The sequence below is a fragment of the Christiangramia crocea genome (genome assembly GCF_022410465.1).
Taxonomy (GTDB): Bacteria; Bacteroidota; Bacteroidia; order Flavobacteriales; family Flavobacteriaceae; genus Christiangramia; species Christiangramia crocea.
Genome location: NZ_JAJSON010000020.1, coordinates 1 through 17,615, shown reverse-complemented (window position 1 = coordinate 17,615; position 17,615 = coordinate 1). Strand labels below are relative to the sequence as shown.

Sequence of the window (17,615 nt, the reverse complement as noted above, 5' to 3'; positions counted from 1 at the left end):
TGATAATATAATCCTGAACTTGTCTTAGGAACCCTAAACTGGCTGAGATCAAAGATTTTATGAGGGTAAAAAGTTCAGTCTAACCATACTCGGAAAATCAAACACTTTATGCAGGATTTTTTAAGTCAATGGGGAGAAGCAGCATATACAACTGCCGGATTTTTCTGGATGGCGCTATGGACTTTTGCCCTGGGATATGTTATAAGGAGCGGAATACAGGTATTTGTGACAGAAAAGCGAATGCAGAAAACTATGGGAAGTAAGAATCCAAAGGGCTATTGCTTGGAACCTTTTTCGACTTTATTAGTAGTTCCTGTAGTTTTGCGGCTCTCGCATCTGCCAAAAGCCTTTTTAAAAAGGTCGCCAATTTTGTTTCTTCCATTGCCTTTCTTCTCGCTTCGACCAACCTGGTTATAGAACTGGGAATCATTATTTCGATCTTCCTGGGGTGGCAGTTCGTTGTAGGGGAATATGTTGGAGGAGTCACTTATACTTATAAGCTGGTTGCTGATTAAGCTTATAAATCTTAGAAAACTCATCAAAAAAGCCCGCGAAGGTCTGGAAAATGAAGATGATGAGGATGCCGATCCCGATAAATCCTGGAAAAGAAAGATGAAGTCTAAAACATCTTCAGTGACCTGGTAGTCTTTCCAATATTGAGGATCAACGCCAAATATTATGGCTGGAAAATGAGCTTTTTTATCCTTTTTCTTCTGTTTACTTCTTTAATTGGAGCATCACTGGCATTGCATTACGGCTTTAATTTGCTCAACCTTCATCCAGACCCTTCTTCGGTGAAGATCATGGATGCGGAATACTTTAAGATCAACTATACTTTCTGGCTGAATATGATATTCCTGGCCATATCGGGCTATATGCTTTACCTCGGATTCTTTAAAAGAAAGGATGTGATGTTTATGAAGGAAATGGCTCCCAAAAGTCAGGTTCTGGAGAAAACACTCAAATACATTGCGTTCATATATTATGCATGGCTGGCTGGCTGCAGGTCTCATTATAAAGTTCTCTATAAATTCATAGAATGAAAAAAGGGCCGTAAGGCCCTTAAGATTAGTATGTGGAAAAGGGTTTTATCACTGATTTCTCTTTTTTTGCATATGGATTTTTCTTCCTTTTTGCCTTTTTTCCTGAAGCTGTTCCCATTTTGTGAACTGTTCGGCAGTAAGAATTTCTTTCATCCTGGCTTTGTGTTTTTCGGAAATCTCCATTTGTTCTTCCCTCATTTTAGAACGCTCTTTGGTCATTTCCTTCCGGATTTCTTCTCTTTCTTCACGGCGTTCCTGCATTAGCTCACGGCGATCTTTAATTTGCTCGGTGTAAAGTTCTTTAAGCTTTGCTTCCTGTTCTTCATTCAGGTCCAGTTGCATGGTCAGTCTTTTAGCATGAAGGCTTGCCATTTCTACATCAGACATTTCTGACCTTCTTTCTCCTTTTTCCTGGGCAAAGCTTGTGATGCTGGAAATGAGGATCATTAGGGTTATAAGATTTTTCATGATCATAAATTATTGACATTGAGTTTATTTGACGCCTTAGATAAGGAAAGGTTTAAAATGAAGAACAGGGCTATAGCCCTGTTCGCTTAAATCATTTATTCCAATTTTACCAATTGGAATCATCTTTCTTGGTTTTATCGTTTTTGTAGCCTTTTTTCTTTCCCTGCATTTTCATTTCTCTTTCATGCATCACTTCCCATTTGGCATACTGACTTTCATTCAGGATCTCTTTCATTTCTTCTTTGAAATCGGCCTGAATTTTCATTTTTTGTTTATTCATATTGGCTCTTTCATCGGCCATATCTTCGGGGTCATCGGCCATATCCTCCATATGGTCTGCCATGAGCTCTTTCTGAGCCTCCAGCCTCTTCATTTGTGCTTTTTTTATATTTTCTTTTTGCTCTGCATTGAGGCTTAACCGTGTTGCCATTTTATCGGCATACATCATGGCATGAGGCTCAGGATCATTCATCATCATGGCCTGTTTTTCATGGCCTTTTGCTTTTCCCTTATTTTTATCAACCTGGGCAAAGGCCCCAAAAGAAAGGAATAGCATTACTAATAATAAGCTAATATTCTTCATCACTTAAAAAGTTTTGGTTTATACACACTTAAAATTAAGGGATATAGAACCTGGAAGGATATGTTTTAACATAAAAAAAACTATCACTGTTAAAGTGATAGTTTTTTTATTTGTATATGTTAAAAGCTACTATTCCACAGGGTTAAGGATAAGATCTATACGCTTAAGCACATCCTGAAGATGATATCGTGTTAGGGTGTCTCCAGACCTGTACAGAGAGTTTCTTATCTGTCTCTCCAGGGTGTTTAATTCACCTCTTACAACAGGTCTTATGTCACTTTGAGAAACATCGATATTACTTCTTGTGACCCAATCTCTCCATCTGGCAGGAATCTCGTCCTGCTCTTCATTCATCAAATGCTCCATTCTCTCGATGTAAGCCCTTTGAAGATTCCTTCTGTAGCGGTCAATTTTTCTACCCGAATAAACCTCACTCCAAACCCCTTTTCGAAGTTCGGTCATCATATCAAGTAAAGAATATGCCTCTTTTCCGTTTATCTCTTCATTTTCCATCAATCTTGCCATTCTTCCGAAATCAAGGATATTATTAAGGGCTCTTTGCTGCACATTTCTGATACGCTCAATATTTCCATCGAATTCGATCTTATTGAAAATATCCTGATTGATAAGCCATTCAGGAGTTTCAAAAAGTTGCTTCTGAAGAAAATCCATTGCTCTTTCCTGTGTCTCCTTATCTACATGAGTGTAAACTGCGCCTTCCTGATCATAGGTTTTGTAATATTCATACACACCTCCAATGTTGGCAGCCACGTGTCCCATATATCGATTATATTGCGAAAGTACCTGTTGGTATAAGTCATCCAGGTCTTCATAGTCTTTACCATCTTCAGCCGTCCATTCTATAAGCTTAGGAACAATTCGTTTCAGGTTTTTAATACCATATTCGCTGGCAAGCATGGCATCGTCACCAAGATCTTCGGTTTGTGAACTTGGATCTATCACACCGCCACCCTGTTGTCTTCCGAACCGATACATAGGGTCACCGGCATGTTCCAGGATCCATTCATCAAGGATCGGCTTTTCCTCTTTTCCTTCTTTTTCAGGAATTGGGCGGTAACCCCATTCTATAGCATACTTGTCATAAGGACCAATATCTGGCATTAGTGCCACATCTCCGTCTTCAGGCTGAGCGATATAATTGAACCGGGCGTAATCCATAATAGAAGGAGCTGTTCCGTATTTCTGTGTAAATTCAGCATCCCTTAATTTTTCCACGGGATAAGCAACACTACTGCCCATATTATGTGGTAAGCCTAAAGTATGACCAACTTCGTGAGAAGAAACAAACCTGATGAGTCTTCCCATTACTTCATCCTTAAATTCAACATCCTGTGCTTCTTCATTAATAGCTGCAGTTTGAACAAAGAACCAGTTTCTTAGTAGGGTCATCACATTATGATACCAGTTGATGTCTGATTCCAGAATTTCTCCGGAACGGGGGTCACTTACATGAGGACCATTGGCATTAGGAATTGGAGAAGCCAGATATCTAACTACTGAATATCTTACGTCTTCCGGGCTCCAGTCCGGATCCTCTTCAATTGTAGGTGCATCTTTTGCGATAATGGCATTTTTGAAACCGGCCTCTTCAAAGGCAACCTGCCAGTCTTCGATTCCCTGTTTAATGAAAGGTCTCCACTTTTCAGGAGTGGCCCTGTCTATATAGTAAACGATGGGTTCTTTTGGTTCCACGAGTTCTCCGTTTTTGAACTTCTCCATGTCCTCCTCTTTCACCTCAAGTCTCCACCGGTCAATGAACTCTACAGTTTTACTTTTCTGAGCAGCCAGGCCATAATCGGTTTGCTCAGTAGTGAACCAGCCAACACGCTCATCATAATATCTTCTTTCCATAGGAACCTTTGGAAGCAGGATCATGGAATTGCTGAATTCCATGGATATGGATCCCATACTTTCGTTAGATGGCGGCTCCCCGGCATTGTAGGTCTTTACATGTCTTATTTCAATGTTTTCAGGATAACTTCTAATCGTATCTATATAAGACCTGCTTTCGTCAAGTCTTGAAACCTTATATTGTTTTCTGGTACGATCTGGAAGCCCCAGGGGCTGTACATCTTTGGTATAAAGGTCCGTCACATCGATCACGGTGGTTTTGCTAATGGAATCCTTACCCACTGTCTTAATGTCGAAAGACTGTATTATAGGTTCAAAATTTGAGTTTACCACAGCCTCATGAACCGGAAGCGAATCATTGGCATAGATATCATATGAAACTACCCTGAGCAGTACTTTATCGCCTTTCTTTTGCCAGCGATGAACCTGGGTATTCTGTTTACCTCCACCAAAACCAATTCCACTGGCGGTCTTGGCTATACGCGTTACGGTGAGCATTTCCCGGTTAAAAAGACTGTCCGGGATTTCGTAGAAGTATTTATCTTCAACTTTATGAACGGTAAATAATCCCTCGTCACTTTTTGCATCTTTAGTGATCACCTTATCGTAAGCATTAATTCCGTTCTTATCTTTTTTGGAGTCATTACTGGCGGCAGGAGGGGCCTTTTCCTGTTTCTGAAAAACAGCACAGCTGGAAACCGATAATGAGAGGGCTAAAAGCAAAAGCTTCAGGCTCTGGTTCTTGATCATAAATTGTTGTTTTAGTTAATACAGATTTGATGTGAAGACGGAAATTTGAATCGGAGAATAAAAAAGACCGCCTTTCGGCAGTCTTTGGACTGTTCCTATCCTAAATGGTTTAAAGAATTTTTAAGAAATCTTGATTTTCATATCATCATCTTCCTTAAAGACCTCGATCATCTTATGTTTTCTAAGCCCTTTCAGTGATTTATCCCATTTCTTATTACTTAAACCTGATTTTTCCTTTATCTCATTTAATTCGAAAATCTCATCAGCCTTTAACAGCTTATAAACTGCTTTTTCGTCTTCATTTAATTCTACCGCTTTCTTTTCAGGCTTCATCTGTGGGAAGAACAATACTTCCTGAATAGACTGTTTGTTGGTAAGGAACATGATAAGACGATCCATTCCAATACCTAGTCCGGATGTTGGTGGCATTCCGTATTCGAGTGAACGAAGGAAGTCGTTGTCAATGAACATCGCTTCATCATCTCCTTTTTCAGATAGTTTTAACTGCTCTTCAAAACGCTCTCTCTGGTCTATAGGATCGTTAAGCTCAGAATATGCATTGGCGATCTCCTTTCCACATACCATCAGTTCGAAACGCTCGGTAAGCTCAGGATTTTCCCTGTGCTCTTTACAAAGCGGACTCATCTCTTTCGGATAATCAGTAATGAAGGTAGGTTGTATAAAGTTACCTTCACATTTTTCACCGAAGATCTCATCGATAAGTTTTCCTTTACCCATGGTGTCATCAACCTCGATGCCCATTCCTTTCGCCGCATCATAGAGTTCTTTTTCAGATTTTCCGGTAATGTCAAATCCAGTATATTCCTTGATGGCATCGGTCATGGTTAGCCGTTTATAAGGAGCTTTGAAGTCGATTTTATGTTCGCCAAACGTCGCTTCGGTAGTACCGTTAACTGCAATGGCACAATGTTCAAGCAATTTTTCCGTGAATTCCATCATCCAGTTGTAATCCTTATAGGCCACGTAGATCTCCATTGCCGTGAATTCCGGATTATGAGTTCTGTCCATACCTTCATTCCTGAAGTTCTTGGAGAATTCGTATACCCCGTCGAATCCACCAACGATCAACCTCTTTAGGTAAAGTTCATTGGCGATCCTTAGATACAATGGAATATCCAGGGCGTTGTGATGCGTCACAAAAGGTCTTGCCGCAGCGCCTCCCGGTATCGACTGAAGGATTGGGGTCTCAACCTCGAAATATCCTTTTTCATTAAAGAAATTTCGCATCGCGTTGAATAACCTCGTTCGCTTTACAAAGATCTCCTTGACTTTAGGGTTTACAGCAAGGTCGGCATATCGCTGACGGTATCTTTGTTCCGGATCATTAAAGCCGTCATGTACATTTCCTTCTTTATCGGTTTTAGGAAGCGGAAGTGGTCTGATAGATTTACTCAAAAGATGAAAATCCTTTACCATCACCGTCATTTCTCCTACCTGGGTCTTGAAAAGTTCCCCTTCAATCCCTATAAAATCACCTATATCCAGCCATTTCTTATAGAAATCATTGTATTTAGACTTGTCTTCACCGATACAGATTTCATCTCTGTTGAAATAAACCTGGATCCTGCCTTTGGAATCCTGGAGTTCAGCAAAAGAAGCTTTCCCCTGGATCCTTCTGGACATCAGCCTTCCTGCGATCACTACTTTCTTGCCATCTTCGAAATTTTCCTTTATATCCGTAGTTGTATGATCTACCGGAAACAGATCCGCGGGATATGGATTTATGCCGGCCTTTCTAATAGCTGATAATTTTTCTCGTCTAATTTGTTCCTGTTCTGATAACTGCTGCATATATCTATGTATTTCTAAATAATCTTCCCTTTAAGTTAAAATCCCTTTAAAAGCAGGATTTTTTAGCTCCTCTCCCCCCTGGGAGAGGTTTAGGGAGTGGCTCCAACAAAATGCGGATGCAAATATAGTGACTATCAGCCTGCCATACAATGCAATTAAAAGCCGAAATAATAATTCTATCTTTGCATCAAAATTTGCTTCAATGAGTATTTGGAGAGTAATCTTATCGGTGTTATTTCCACCGCTGGCCGTCTACGATAAAGGCTGCGGATCAATTATAATCGTATTACTGCTTACCCTTCTAGGCTGGGTCCCAGGGGTGATCGCTGCACTAATTATTTTGAATAACCCCAAATTTCAATCATGAATAAGGAAGTTGAGGTAAGGTATTTAGGAGTAAAGGATTATAAAGAAACCTGGGATTATCAGGAAGAGCTTTTCCAGGAAACGCTCAATCTCAAGATAAAGAACAGGAGAGAGGAGACAAATATTCCCACCAGAAACTACTTCTTATTCGTTGAGCATCCTCATGTATATACTTTAGGTAAAAGTGGTGATGCTAAAAACCTCCTAATTTCAGAAAAGGAACTCGAGGCCAGGAATGCTACTTTCTATAAGATCAATAGAGGAGGGGATATTACCTATCATGGCCCAGGGCAGATAGTTGGATATCCAATTCTGGATCTCGATAATTTCTTCACAGATATTCATAAATATCTCCGGCTTCTTGAAGAAATGGTGATCCTGACGCTGGCTGAATACGGGCTGAAAGCTGAACGAAGTCCCGGAGAAACAGGGGTGTGGCTGGATGTTGGAACTCCGTTCGCCAGGAAGATCTGCGCTATGGGAGTGAGAGCGAGCCGATGGGTGACGATGCATGGCTTTGCCCTCAATGTAAATGCCGATCTTGGCTATTTTGACAATATCATTCCATGTGGCATCGAAGGAAAAGCAGTAACTTCCTTAAATATAGAGCTTGGAAAGAAGGAAATTGATATGGAAGAGGTAGAGAAAAGGCTTTTATATCATTTTGAGAATTTATTCGAGGCAGAACTGGCGTTTTCTTAGATTTAAAAATTCTTAATTCCTCAAAATATTAAGATTGCTATTGCAGGGTTCATAAAAAAACTGTGATATAATAATTACTTGAATAATTAGTAAATACTCCCCTCTTTTTAAACTTGTTTTTTTTCTTTTTTTGAACAAAAAGTCAGAATTTCGCTTCAAATTTTTTAAAAATTCTAATATGAAGAAAAAATTACAATTCATTTTTGTTCTGCTTTTTTCATTTGCCACACAGGTTGGGTTTTCTCAAGCCAGAGAAATAACCGGTACGGTAAATGACACTGATGGTCTTCCTCTCCCAGGAGTAAATGTCATCATTCAGAATACGAACAGGGGGACACAAACCGATTTTGACGGGAACTATTCAATTGATGTTTCTGAGGGAGAAGTGCTATTATTTAGCTATGTAGGTTATACTACTGAGACGGTACCTGTGGGTACTCAAAACACCATTAATATTACTTTACAGGAAGATGCGGCTCAACTGGACGAAGTGGTAGTGGTAGGTTATGGAACCCAAAGTAAACGAAATCTTACCGATAATGTGGCGAAGCTAACTGCGGAAGATATTGAAGAGGTTCCAGTTCCTAGTATCCAAAGTACCATTGCAGGTAAAGCTGCTGGGGTGCAAATTTCTGCAACCAATGGAAAGGTTGAAGGAGGAGTAAATATTAGGATTCGAGGTATTGCCAGTATAGGGGCAGGTTCAGAGCCATTATATGTATTAGATGGTGTGCCGCTTATAAATAACAACGAATCTAATAACGGATCACCCACTAACCCGTTGCTTACATTAAGCGCCAATGAGATACAGTCTATAGATATTCTTAAGGATGCTTCTGCAGCTGCTGTATATGGTTCTAGGGGAGCTAATGGGGTTGTAATCATTACTACTAAAAAAGGAGCCAATAAGCCGGCAAGCTTTTCCATGAACTATTCTTATGGTATTAGTGAGCCTACCAATACCAGGGAGTGGTTAAATGCAGATGAATATATTGAACTTTTCACCGAAGCCGCCATTAATGGTTTGGGAGAAGATGAAGGCATCCCATACATTGAAGGGATTTTTGATTATATTTCTGATGGGACAGACTGGAGAAATAGAGAGGTAGATACAGACTGGCAGGATCTTGCATTACAGGATGGTCATGTTCAGGATGCAAGTCTATCTATGTCTGGGGGGAATGAGAAAACCACTTATTTCTTTTCCGGTGCTTATAACGATACTGAAGGTATCGTAAGAGGGAATGAGCTTGAAAGAATTAATGGAAGAGTGAATGTTACTCATAATTTCAATGAAAAATTCAGAGCTGGGATGAACATGAGCTTTTCCCGAACAGAAATTGACAGGATCGCAAATGATAATGCTTTTGTAACACCTCTACAGGCTATAGCACAACCTGCAATTTCTCCCGCTTATCTTGAGGACGGGGATCCTAACCCGAATACCTTATACCCTAACTTTTTGCTTCAGGATAAACATGCTTTCTATAATACGGTTATCAGAAGGCTAACAGGAAGAGGTTTTGGTGAATATCAGTTTTTTGATTTTTTAAGGTTCAATTCAGATTTTGGATATGATCTTTATTATCAAACTGAAGATAACTATGTAGGGCGTCTTGCACCATTTCAGTCTACCAATGGAGAGGCGTATGCTTCTAGTGTTGGAACGGAGTCTTATGTAAGTAGTAACTATTTCACTTTCTCGAAAGTGTTTAATGATATCCATGATGTGGAAGTTGTGGCGGGTATGGAATATAACCAGTCAAACAGACGTTTTCAGGATGTTACAGGGATTCAGTTTCCTACAGATGATTTTCAGACCATTAATAGTGCCGCTGAGATTACAGGGGGATCAGGAGAAGAATCAGCTAACAGCTTTCTCTCTTATTTTGGAAGGCTTCAGTATTCATTATTCGATAAATATTTATTCAAGGCAAGTGTTAGACGAGACGGGTCTTCAAGGTTTGGTGAGGACGTGAGATATGGTACCTTTCCAGCAGTTTCTGCAGGATGGATCATTAGTGAGGAAGATTTCCTTTCCAGTTCCAATGCTATTTCATTCCTTAAACTTCGAGCCAGTTATGGTGAAACAGGAAATGCGAATATTGGAGATTATGCTGCTTTGGGATTATTTAGTGGTATTTCTTATAATCAGAGACCCGGTATTGCTCCTGTGCAGGCCGCTAATCCACTTTTAACCTGGGAAAGCGTTAAACAAACTGATATAGGTTTGGAATATGGATTCCTGAATAACAGGATTTCTGGTGAGATTGATTATTATATCAAAGAGTCAGACGGGTTGATATTTGATCAGCCTCTACCAGGAACTTCAGGTCAATCCAGTATTACCAGAAACATAGGTCTTCTGGAAAATGAAGGATTTGAATTTGTTCTTAATACTACCAACATCGAAACCAATAATCTTAGCTGGAAAACTAATTTCAATATTTCAAAGAATAATAATGAAGTTAAGGAATTACCAGATGGAGCTGATGTGATAATCGGAGAGACTATTTTAAGAGAAGGGGAGCCTCTATCTGCTTTTTATCTTATAGAATATGCCGGTGTGGATCCTGATAATGGGGATGCCCTGTACTATGTAGATGGAGTAGGTAGTGAAACAACTACAGATCCTAATGAGGCTAATCGTGTTATTGCCGGTAAACCTTATGCTGACTGGATTGCAGGTCTTACAAACACTGTTAATTATTCAGGAATAGATCTTTCCTTTACTTTTATTGGAGAATGGGGTGCCAGCATTTATAATGGTGGTGGAATATACCAGTCTGCGAATGCTGACTACTTTGATAATCAAAGCAGAGACCAGTTAGATAGATGGCAGGAGCCGGGAGATATTACTGATGTGCCCCAGGCCAGACTGTTTGGAGGAAACGGTACTGCAACTTCTACAAGATATCTTCAGGAATCAGATTTCATTCGTTTAAGAAACCTGACTTTAGGATATACAATTCCGAAAGATTTTACAGACCAGATGGGTCTGGAAAAATTCAGAGTCTATTTTACAGGTATTAACTTGCTAACGATAACCGATTATGACGGTTACGATCCTGAATCTACAAGTGATGCAGGTCAGGGAGTAGGAGTTAGCTTCTATTCAGCACCAGCTGTAAAAACGATGTCATTAGGTGTTAATATTAACTTCTAAAAAAAAATTATGAGAAAAATATATAATTCAATTTGGTTACTGGCTTTAACGTTACTGTTTACAGGTTGTGACGATAAGCTGGATTTAGAGCCAAGACAGGAAATTTCGGCAGGGACTGCAATATCTACCGGAGAGAATGTGAAAAATATCCTTATAGGTGTCTATAACGAGACCGCTCAGGATGATTCTTATGGAGGTTACCTTCAATTGATGGCAGATCTTTATGGGTTTACAGACCAGGCTACATGGGGCGGTACTTTCCAGCAGCCTAGACAGGTTTTTAATAAAAGTATTTTTGTTGATAACAGTTTCGTGAGAGATTTATGGTTGAATGGTTATGAAGCCATTAATCAGGCGAATCTTGTACTTGATTATGCAGATCTTGTAGACGAAGAGGAAAGAGAGATAGTAATGGGAGAGGCGTATTTTCTTCGTGCTTTGAATTATTTTGATCTTAACCGCTTCTTTTCCTCTCCAGATAATAGCCTTGGAGTACCTTTAACACTAGATGGAATTACGGATTACTCACAGAATCTGGAAATAGAAAGAGCTCCTGCAGATCAGGTATATACACAGGTGGTGTCAGATCTTGAAAAGGCAATTCAATTTTTGCCTGCTTCTAACGGCATCTTTGCTGATCAGTATTCAGCTCAGGCTTTACTGGCAAGAGTGCAACTCCATCTTGGAAATTATGAAGCTGCCAGGGATGCTGCAGATGGAGTGATTGAAAATAGCGGGCATTCATTGACCGGAATGTATTCGGAAGCATTCAATAATGATGAAGATTCCAGCGAAGATGTATTCGCTTTCCAGGTTACTTCACAAGATGGAGAGAATTTGCTGGTTGTTCATTATGCAGACCAGTCTAATGGAGGTCGAGGCGGTGATGTAACTGTAAATGAGGAATATCTAAATATGTTTGGCGATTCTGATGATAGAGGATCTTTCTTTTATACAAGTGCTCAAAATGGAGGTACCCTTACTAGTAAGTATACAAACCAGTTCGGGAATATTCCTTTAATAAGACTTGCAGAAATGTATCTTATCAGGGCTGAAGCTAACGAAAGATTAGGAACCGATGTTGGGGCTACTCCATTAGAAGATGTAAATGTGGTGAGGGAACGTGCAAATGCAGGGCTTCTTTCTGAAGTTACTTTAGATGATATCTTAAGAGAAAGAGAACTTGAACTAATGTTCGAAGGTTTTCTAATATTCGATTATACCAGAACCGGAAGATCGGTAGGGGAAATTCCTGCAGATTCACCTAGGTTGTCATTTCCAATCCCTCAAAGAGAGATAGATGCAAACCCATTACTAGTACCAAATCCTGGTTATGGTTCTTAAATAAGAGGACTTAAATTACTTAAAAGGCTGGGATCATTCTCAGCCTTTTTTTTGTTAATATATTGGATTAAAGTTTGTATAACAGAATCTCATCATCTTCCCCTTTCACAACAAGTTCCAGTCTGGAATCCAGGTCAGCATTTGCGATATCGACTCTTGAATTTCCGTAGACCGGGAAACCATCCAGCAGTTTTGCATTTTCATCAAATACATAAACCTTCTGTGTTTGAGTATCTGTAAGAGCGATCAGGGTTTTATTTGTAATTTCAAAGATCTGCGGATCTGTATATAGACCAAAATCCAGTTCCAATTTTTTCCCGTCAATTGAAAGCTGATTTTCATTCAGGTATACCAGGTGATCATCATTGGCAACTATCCGGTTGTTTTCTGCCAGTTGAAGATTTTCTTTAGAGACCTGACCTTGTTGCGATATTTCGATCAGCACATTTTTGGGAGCCGTAGAAACAAACTTCCCATTATGGCCATACCATTCATTTTCGGAAAACTCAATATTCTCTGTTACCGGAACTCTTATATTTCCCTGCCTGCTCAGGATATTCAGTTTGCCTGATTCTTCTGCAATTAATATGTAATCCCTGGTGCCTAAGCGTATATGTTTTGGAGCTTTTATAATACCGGTCCTGGTGCCATCAAAATCAAATCCTCTAATTGCTTTCCCCTTTGGTCCTACCATGTAGATCCTATCATTTTGAGTAAGTACGAAACGGTAATTCCGGTTTTTGTCATAATCAAAAACGGAGAGAGGCTGGGTTAGTGAACTATTAAATTTGATAGGAAATCCCTTCACCTTATTGCCATCCCTGTCTAAAACTTCCATATTATAGCCGGTAGAGAAGGCTAATTGCTGATTTCCGTTCCTGAACAGGTCTACCTGATAGATTGGACTGGTGATCTGGCTATCCAGCTGTTCTTTCCAGAAGATATTTCCTTTATTTGAGATTAGGTAAAGTCTGTTATTATCATCCTGAACCGCAATATCCATCTGGTCTGTACGGTGATTCTTAAAAAATACGGGATCAGTGACAACAGGATTATCCAATTTAAAAGAAGCAATTTGCTCGGCGCCTTTGCTGGTGGTAGAGGTATTCCTGGAATTTGAGAATACTCCGTGAATATGCGCAAAGTCACCTTCATTAATGATCTGCAAGGCTGCCAGGCTATTTTCTTGAAACTTCATTTTGTGGGATTCATCTCCCTCTTTTGTGAAATTTATAAACTCCGGTAATCTGGATATAAATATCATGGATGATTCGGAAGACAGTGATGCCATGAGTTGGTTAAAGTAAGATCTTCCAGATATGGTATCCGAATTCTGGAAATCGGTAAGTATTTTTTTGAGAACATCGGTCTCATTGGAAAAAATGATAAAATGATCTATGATGGTATAGAACTTATTTTTTTCCATATTCATAAGGCTGGAAAAGGTCTGTTGAAAATCCGGACTGTCACTTAATTCTACTATGGGGGAGCCACGGTAAGTTTCGAGTGGATTTCCCATTCCGGCAAGCTCTTCTTTCGCAGCTTCTATTTCCACAGCATTTAATATGGTAGCGTTACCTTCTTTTAGCCGGATGTATGCAATTTCACGGGTTTCGTCCAGTACTCCTGGATAATTGTTTCTGCTGCTGTCTTTCTCTATTTTTTGAAGGTTTGAATGTAATTTTTTAAAAGATGAATAGCTTAGGGCGTACATACTTAAAAAGTCTTCAGGACATACCCTGACACTTTCAATGTTCCTCGGATTGATTCCTGAGAAGGCCTGAAGAAATTTTTCTGAATTATTCGTCAGACTCAGGCCATTGGCCTTAATTTCTGAATTTGTAAGCTCAAGATCAAGTACAGTCCATTCGGCGAAACTTTCGAAACCTGGGAAATGAAATTTTCCAAAGAAATCTGAAATTTTATCTATAGCCCCATGTCTTATAAAAACCGATGCTTTATTGGGGTCTGAAGCATTATAAGCTCTTTCAAAACTGCTGTCTTTTAATAGCTTTTCATTCCTGGCAATATCCAGGATTTTTTGACGGGAGTTGCTTATTACTGCTATGTTAGCCTTTTCAAGCAGAAAGAACATGGTGTTATTTAGTTCTAGTTTTTGAAAACTGGTGTTACCTTCCTTGATGGTCTCCATGGCTTTATTTTGTACGGAATCCAGTTGGACAAGAGCCGAATCCTTTCTTGTGCTTATTGTATAGGTGAAGGTTTTAGACGAGAGATTCGAAAAGCTTATTCCCGTGGCATGATTCAGGTTCAGGTATTTGAAAAAATTAAACTGGTAAGAAATGCGGTCTTTTAATGGGAATTCACTGCTTTTTATAAAATCATTGTTTTCGATTTCCGGAATAAATGATTTGATATCCTGAGAAGTAAAAAAAAGTTCGGTGTCTTCGGGAATATGATCTATTAAACTGAATTCTTTTTTTCTGTTATCTGAACATGCAATAACAAACACAGCCAGAACCAGTATCATCAGTTTTTTCATAGAAAAGGGGGTTGCTTTTTGACAAAAATAACAACTTAGAAGTCAATCGTCAATTGATCGGGAAGTAGTTTAAAACTTTTTCTGTGATATTTAGTAGTTCCGTATTTCTCGATTGCGTTCCTATGTTCCTTGGTTGGGTAGCCTTTATTGTTCTTCCAGTTATACTCTGGATGTTCTTTGTGGATCTTTTCCATATATGCATCACGATGGGTTTTCGCCAGAATGGAGGCTGCAGCTATACTTATGTATTTTCCGTCGCCCTTGATGATGCAATCATAAGGGATATCCCTGAATGGTTTAAACCTGTTGCCATCCACTATTATATGTTTAGGAGTTTTGCTCAATTTTTCAAGAGCTCTGTGCATCGCAAGAATAGAGGCATTCAGGATGTTTATCTTGTCAATCTCTTCCATAAAAACATGAGCCACTGCATAGCAAACAGCCTCCTCTTCCAGGCATTTTTTGAGGCTGTTTCTGGTGGCCAGGTTTAATACCTTTGAATCATTGATCAATGTATTTTCGAACGTTTTGGGCAGGATGATGGCTGCAGCCGTTACGGGTCCGGCAAGGCATCCTCTACCGGCTTCATCGGTTCCGGCTATTGAAAGATTTAGGTTATAGAAGGATAGCATGGAGACAAAAATATTAAGAAATTATAATTTTCGGCTTGGTTGGCTCAAATTCTATTAAAAATAAAATAGCTTTATTGAGTTCTAAAGAAATTTATTATGTTGTTTATTAGGGAATAATAACTAATTAAGAATTTTGTTTTCTTGACTATACTGCCCACCAATGGCGGGTGGTTTTTTTGTTTTGAGTATCTTCCGCTATCTTGCGTGAAATATTTTACTTTTGCCTGAATAGTAGTATTTATGAAAAAACTCCTGCTTTGTTTTATTGTATTTTTTTCAATTCAGGCATTCGCGCAGCAGCCACCACTTGGACCAGGAAAAAAAAGCGTCAAAGAAAAGGATACCCTTCCGGAGATTGATTTATATAAGATTATTTCTATTGAGAATGATACTACTTATCTGGATACTACCCTGACTATTCTTAAGGATTATAAATTCAATTACCTTAGAAAGGATAATTTTGAATTACTTCCATTTTCAAATACCGGCCAGACATATAACAGTTTAGGCTTTCAAAAAGACTATAAAAAGACATTTCCGCTTTTCGGAGCTCGCGCCCGGCATTTTAATTTTATGGAAGTCGAGGATATTGATTATTATCATGTGCCTACCCCATGGACACAATTCTATTTTAAAACGGTTCCAGAACAGGGTCAGCAATTAGATGCATTCTTTACCATAAATACTTCAAAGAACCTGAATATGTTCATTGCTTATAAGGGTACGAGAGCTTTGGGGAAATACCAGCATATTCTAACCAGCACCGGAAATCTAAGACTTGGATTTAGTTATGATTCAGATAATGAAAAGTATCATGCCAAAGCTCATTTTGTATCTCAGGACCTGCTGAATGAAGAAAATGGAGGTCTTACAGCACAGGCTATAGAGCAGTACACTAATAAGGAGCCGGAATTTGAGGATAGGTCAGTTTTGGAGGTTAATTTTGAAAATGCTGAAAGTGTTTTATTTGGAAAGAGATTCTTTTTAAATCATGAATATGAGCTTACTAATGTGGTCGATTCCATTCATAAGATAAGTCTGGAGCATACATTGGATTTCAGCTACGAGAAATTTGTATTCCGCCAGCAATCTGCTGTGAATAATATTTTTGGCGAGTCATTCGAATCCTCCCAGCTTAAGGATGAGACAAGACTGGAGAAGCTTTTTAATGAGGCTTCGGTGAATTATTCCAATCGGTTATTGGGTGAGCTTAGCTTTAAAGCCGGTCATACCAATTATGACTACGGATATAATTCAGTATATATAAAGCCTGGCGATACAATTGGCAACCGCTTAAATGGAAATTTACTTCATGTGGGCGGTGCGTATAAAAAACAGATCGGAGGTTTTAGTGTTGAAGCAGATGCTAAACTGAATCTTTCAGAAGAACTACCTGGAAATTATCTGGCTGCGACAGCGTCTTATGAATTTGATTCACAGAACTGGATCCGTTTTGGGGTCAATCAGAATAGTGTGAGTCCAAACCTTAATTTTCTCCTTTATCAGAGTGACTATGTGAATTATAACTGGCAGAATGATTTTGAGAATGAAGTGTCTCAAAGGCTATTTGCTGATTTTAGATCTCGAAGATTTGGAGCCCTTTTTGGAAGTCTATCACAAATAGAGAATTACACCTATTTTTCTTCTGGTGAAGATGGGATGGTTAGACCATTCCAGGCAGGGGAGCAGGTAAGGTATTTAAAATTGAAGGCAGAAAAGGAATTCGACTTTGGTTATTTTGGTTCTTATAATACAGTGATGTATCAAAATGTTTTGCAGGGAGTGGGTGTTTTGAATCTTCCGGAATTTGTTACCCGTAATTCTGTCTATTATAAGGATCACTGGTTTGATAAAGCTCTTTATTTACAAACCGGTTTTACGCTGAAATATTTTAGTCAGTACCAGATGGATAGGTATGATCCCGTGCTGGCTGAATTCTATGTGCAGAACACTCAGGATTTGGGTGGCTATCCGGTTGTCGATTTTTTCTTTAACGGAAAAGTAGATAAAGCCAGGGTATTCTTTAAGCTCCAACATATAAATGCCTTGCTGGATGGAAATAATAATTTTTCTTCTCCGGGCTATCCATACACCGATTTTCTTGTCCGGTTTGGGCTTGTTTGGGATCTTTTTCTTTAGAATAGGAAGGGCGTTATTGCTGAATTCTCTCCTAATTAAGTTTTGGTTTAAACTTTTAATGAATTCCCATTGATTAAATATGCTTAATTCTTTGGTTTTTGATCGAAATGATAGATTTCACATAAAAGTAACTAAAACCTGAAAAAGTTATTGTGTAATTAAAATAGGGATGTATATTTGCACCCGCTTTGGAGTTAAAGCGTTGTTCATTGAGGGTTGCAATATTGGTTTGGGA

General features: G+C 39.0%; 11 protein-coding genes and 1 pseudogene. 6 read left to right on the top strand and 6 right to left on the bottom strand.

Annotated features, from left to right (window positions below):
• Positions 1–108 precede the first annotated feature (108 nt).
• Positions 109–1,043: pseudogene (locus LU635_RS09185) on the top strand (permease).
• 48 nt (positions 1,044–1,091) lie between these two features.
• Here the strand turns inward: LU635_RS09185 and LU635_RS09180 are convergent.
• From LU635_RS09180 to lysS, 4 genes are all read right to left on the bottom strand, one after another.
• Complete coding sequence (locus LU635_RS09180) at positions 1,092–1,511, bottom strand: hypothetical protein (RefSeq protein WP_240098410.1); 420 nt, start codon at positions 1,509–1,511, stop codon at positions 1,092–1,094.
• A gap of 106 nt (positions 1,512–1,617) precedes the next feature.
• Entirely contained in the window at positions 1,618–2,094 is a 477-nt protein-coding gene (locus LU635_RS09175) for a hypothetical protein (RefSeq protein WP_240098408.1), read from the bottom strand.
• Between the two features lie 129 nt (positions 2,095–2,223).
• Positions 2,224–4,716 (bottom strand): zinc-dependent metalloprotease, encoded by a 2,493-nt coding sequence (locus LU635_RS09170; protein WP_240098406.1) that lies wholly within the window; start codon positions 4,714–4,716, stop codon positions 2,224–2,226.
• A gap of 120 nt (positions 4,717–4,836) precedes the next feature.
• Entirely contained in the window at positions 4,837–6,528 is a 1,692-nt protein-coding gene (lysS, locus tag LU635_RS09165; protein ID WP_240098404.1) for a lysine--tRNA ligase, read from the bottom strand.
• A 202-nt stretch (positions 6,529–6,730) separates the two neighbouring features.
• Between lysS and LU635_RS09160 the strand changes: the two genes are divergently transcribed.
• From LU635_RS09160 to LU635_RS09145, 4 genes are all read left to right on the top strand, one after another.
• Entirely contained in the window at positions 6,731–6,895 is a 165-nt protein-coding gene (locus LU635_RS09160) for a YqaE/Pmp3 family membrane protein (RefSeq protein WP_240098401.1), read from the top strand.
• Positions 6,892–7,596: a lipoyl(octanoyl) transferase LipB gene (lipB, locus tag LU635_RS09155; RefSeq protein WP_240098400.1), complete on the top strand. Its 705-nt coding sequence runs from the start codon at positions 6,892–6,894 to the stop codon at positions 7,594–7,596. Before LU635_RS09160 ends, lipB begins: the two co-directional genes overlap by 4 nt.
• A 178-nt stretch (positions 7,597–7,774) precedes the next feature.
• The gene (locus LU635_RS09150; RefSeq protein WP_240098398.1) at positions 7,775–10,762 is read left to right on the top strand and encodes a SusC/RagA family TonB-linked outer membrane protein; all 2,988 of its coding nucleotides are present in this window, start codon (positions 7,775–7,777) and stop codon (positions 10,760–10,762) included.
• 9 nt (positions 10,763–10,771) lie between these two features.
• Positions 10,772–12,106, top strand: coding sequence for a RagB/SusD family nutrient uptake outer membrane protein (locus LU635_RS09145; protein WP_240098396.1), 1,335 nt, complete (start codon positions 10,772–10,774; stop codon positions 12,104–12,106).
• Positions 12,107–12,173: 67 nt separating this feature from the next.
• Here the strand turns inward: LU635_RS09145 and LU635_RS09140 are convergent, their stop codons facing one another.
• Positions 12,174–14,609 carry a hypothetical protein gene (locus tag LU635_RS09140; protein ID WP_240098394.1) on the bottom strand — a complete coding sequence of 812 codons (2,436 nt, stop codon included), beginning with the start codon at positions 14,607–14,609 and terminating at the stop codon, positions 12,174–12,176.
• Between the two features lie 35 nt (positions 14,610–14,644).
• Positions 14,645–15,241, bottom strand: a complete 597-nt coding sequence (locus LU635_RS09135; protein WP_240098392.1) for a ribonuclease HII — start codon at positions 15,239–15,241, stop codon at positions 14,645–14,647.
• A 240-nt stretch (positions 15,242–15,481) separates the two neighbouring features.
• Between LU635_RS09135 and LU635_RS09130 the strand changes: the two genes are divergently transcribed.
• Complete coding sequence (locus LU635_RS09130) at positions 15,482–17,380, top strand: putative porin (RefSeq protein ID WP_240098390.1); 1,899 nt, start codon at positions 15,482–15,484, stop codon at positions 17,378–17,380.
• Positions 17,381–17,615 lie beyond the last annotated feature (235 nt).

Excerpts from the sequence above, each read along its gene's own strand:
- lysS (WP_240098404.1), bottom strand. The coding sequence starts at position 6,528 with ATGCAGCAGTTATCAGAACAGGAACAAATTAGACGAGAAAAATTATCA.
- LU635_RS09180 (WP_240098410.1), bottom strand. The coding sequence starts at position 1,511 with ATGAAAAATCTTATAACCCTAATGATCCTCATTTCCAGCATCACAAGC.
- LU635_RS09170 (WP_240098406.1), bottom strand. The coding sequence starts at position 4,716 with ATGATCAAGAACCAGAGCCTGAAGCTTTTGCTTTTAGCCCTCTCATTA.
- LU635_RS09175 (WP_240098408.1), bottom strand. The coding sequence starts at position 2,094 with ATGAAGAATATTAGCTTATTATTAGTAATGCTATTCCTTTCTTTTGGG.
- LU635_RS09130 (WP_240098390.1), top strand. The coding sequence starts at position 15,482 with ATGAAAAAACTCCTGCTTTGTTTTATTGTATTTTTTTCAATTCAGGCA.
- LU635_RS09140 (WP_240098394.1), bottom strand. The coding sequence starts at position 14,609 with ATGAAAAAACTGATGATACTGGTTCTGGCTGTGTTTGTTATTGCATGT.
- lipB (WP_240098400.1), top strand. The coding sequence starts at position 6,892 with ATGAATAAGGAAGTTGAGGTAAGGTATTTAGGAGTAAAGGATTATAAA.
- LU635_RS09160 (WP_240098401.1), top strand. The coding sequence starts at position 6,731 with ATGAGTATTTGGAGAGTAATCTTATCGGTGTTATTTCCACCGCTGGCC.
- LU635_RS09150 (WP_240098398.1), top strand. The coding sequence starts at position 7,775 with ATGAAGAAAAAATTACAATTCATTTTTGTTCTGCTTTTTTCATTTGCC.
- LU635_RS09145 (WP_240098396.1), top strand. The coding sequence starts at position 10,772 with ATGAGAAAAATATATAATTCAATTTGGTTACTGGCTTTAACGTTACTG.
- LU635_RS09135 (WP_240098392.1), bottom strand. The coding sequence starts at position 15,241 with ATGCTATCCTTCTATAACCTAAATCTTTCAATAGCCGGAACCGATGAA.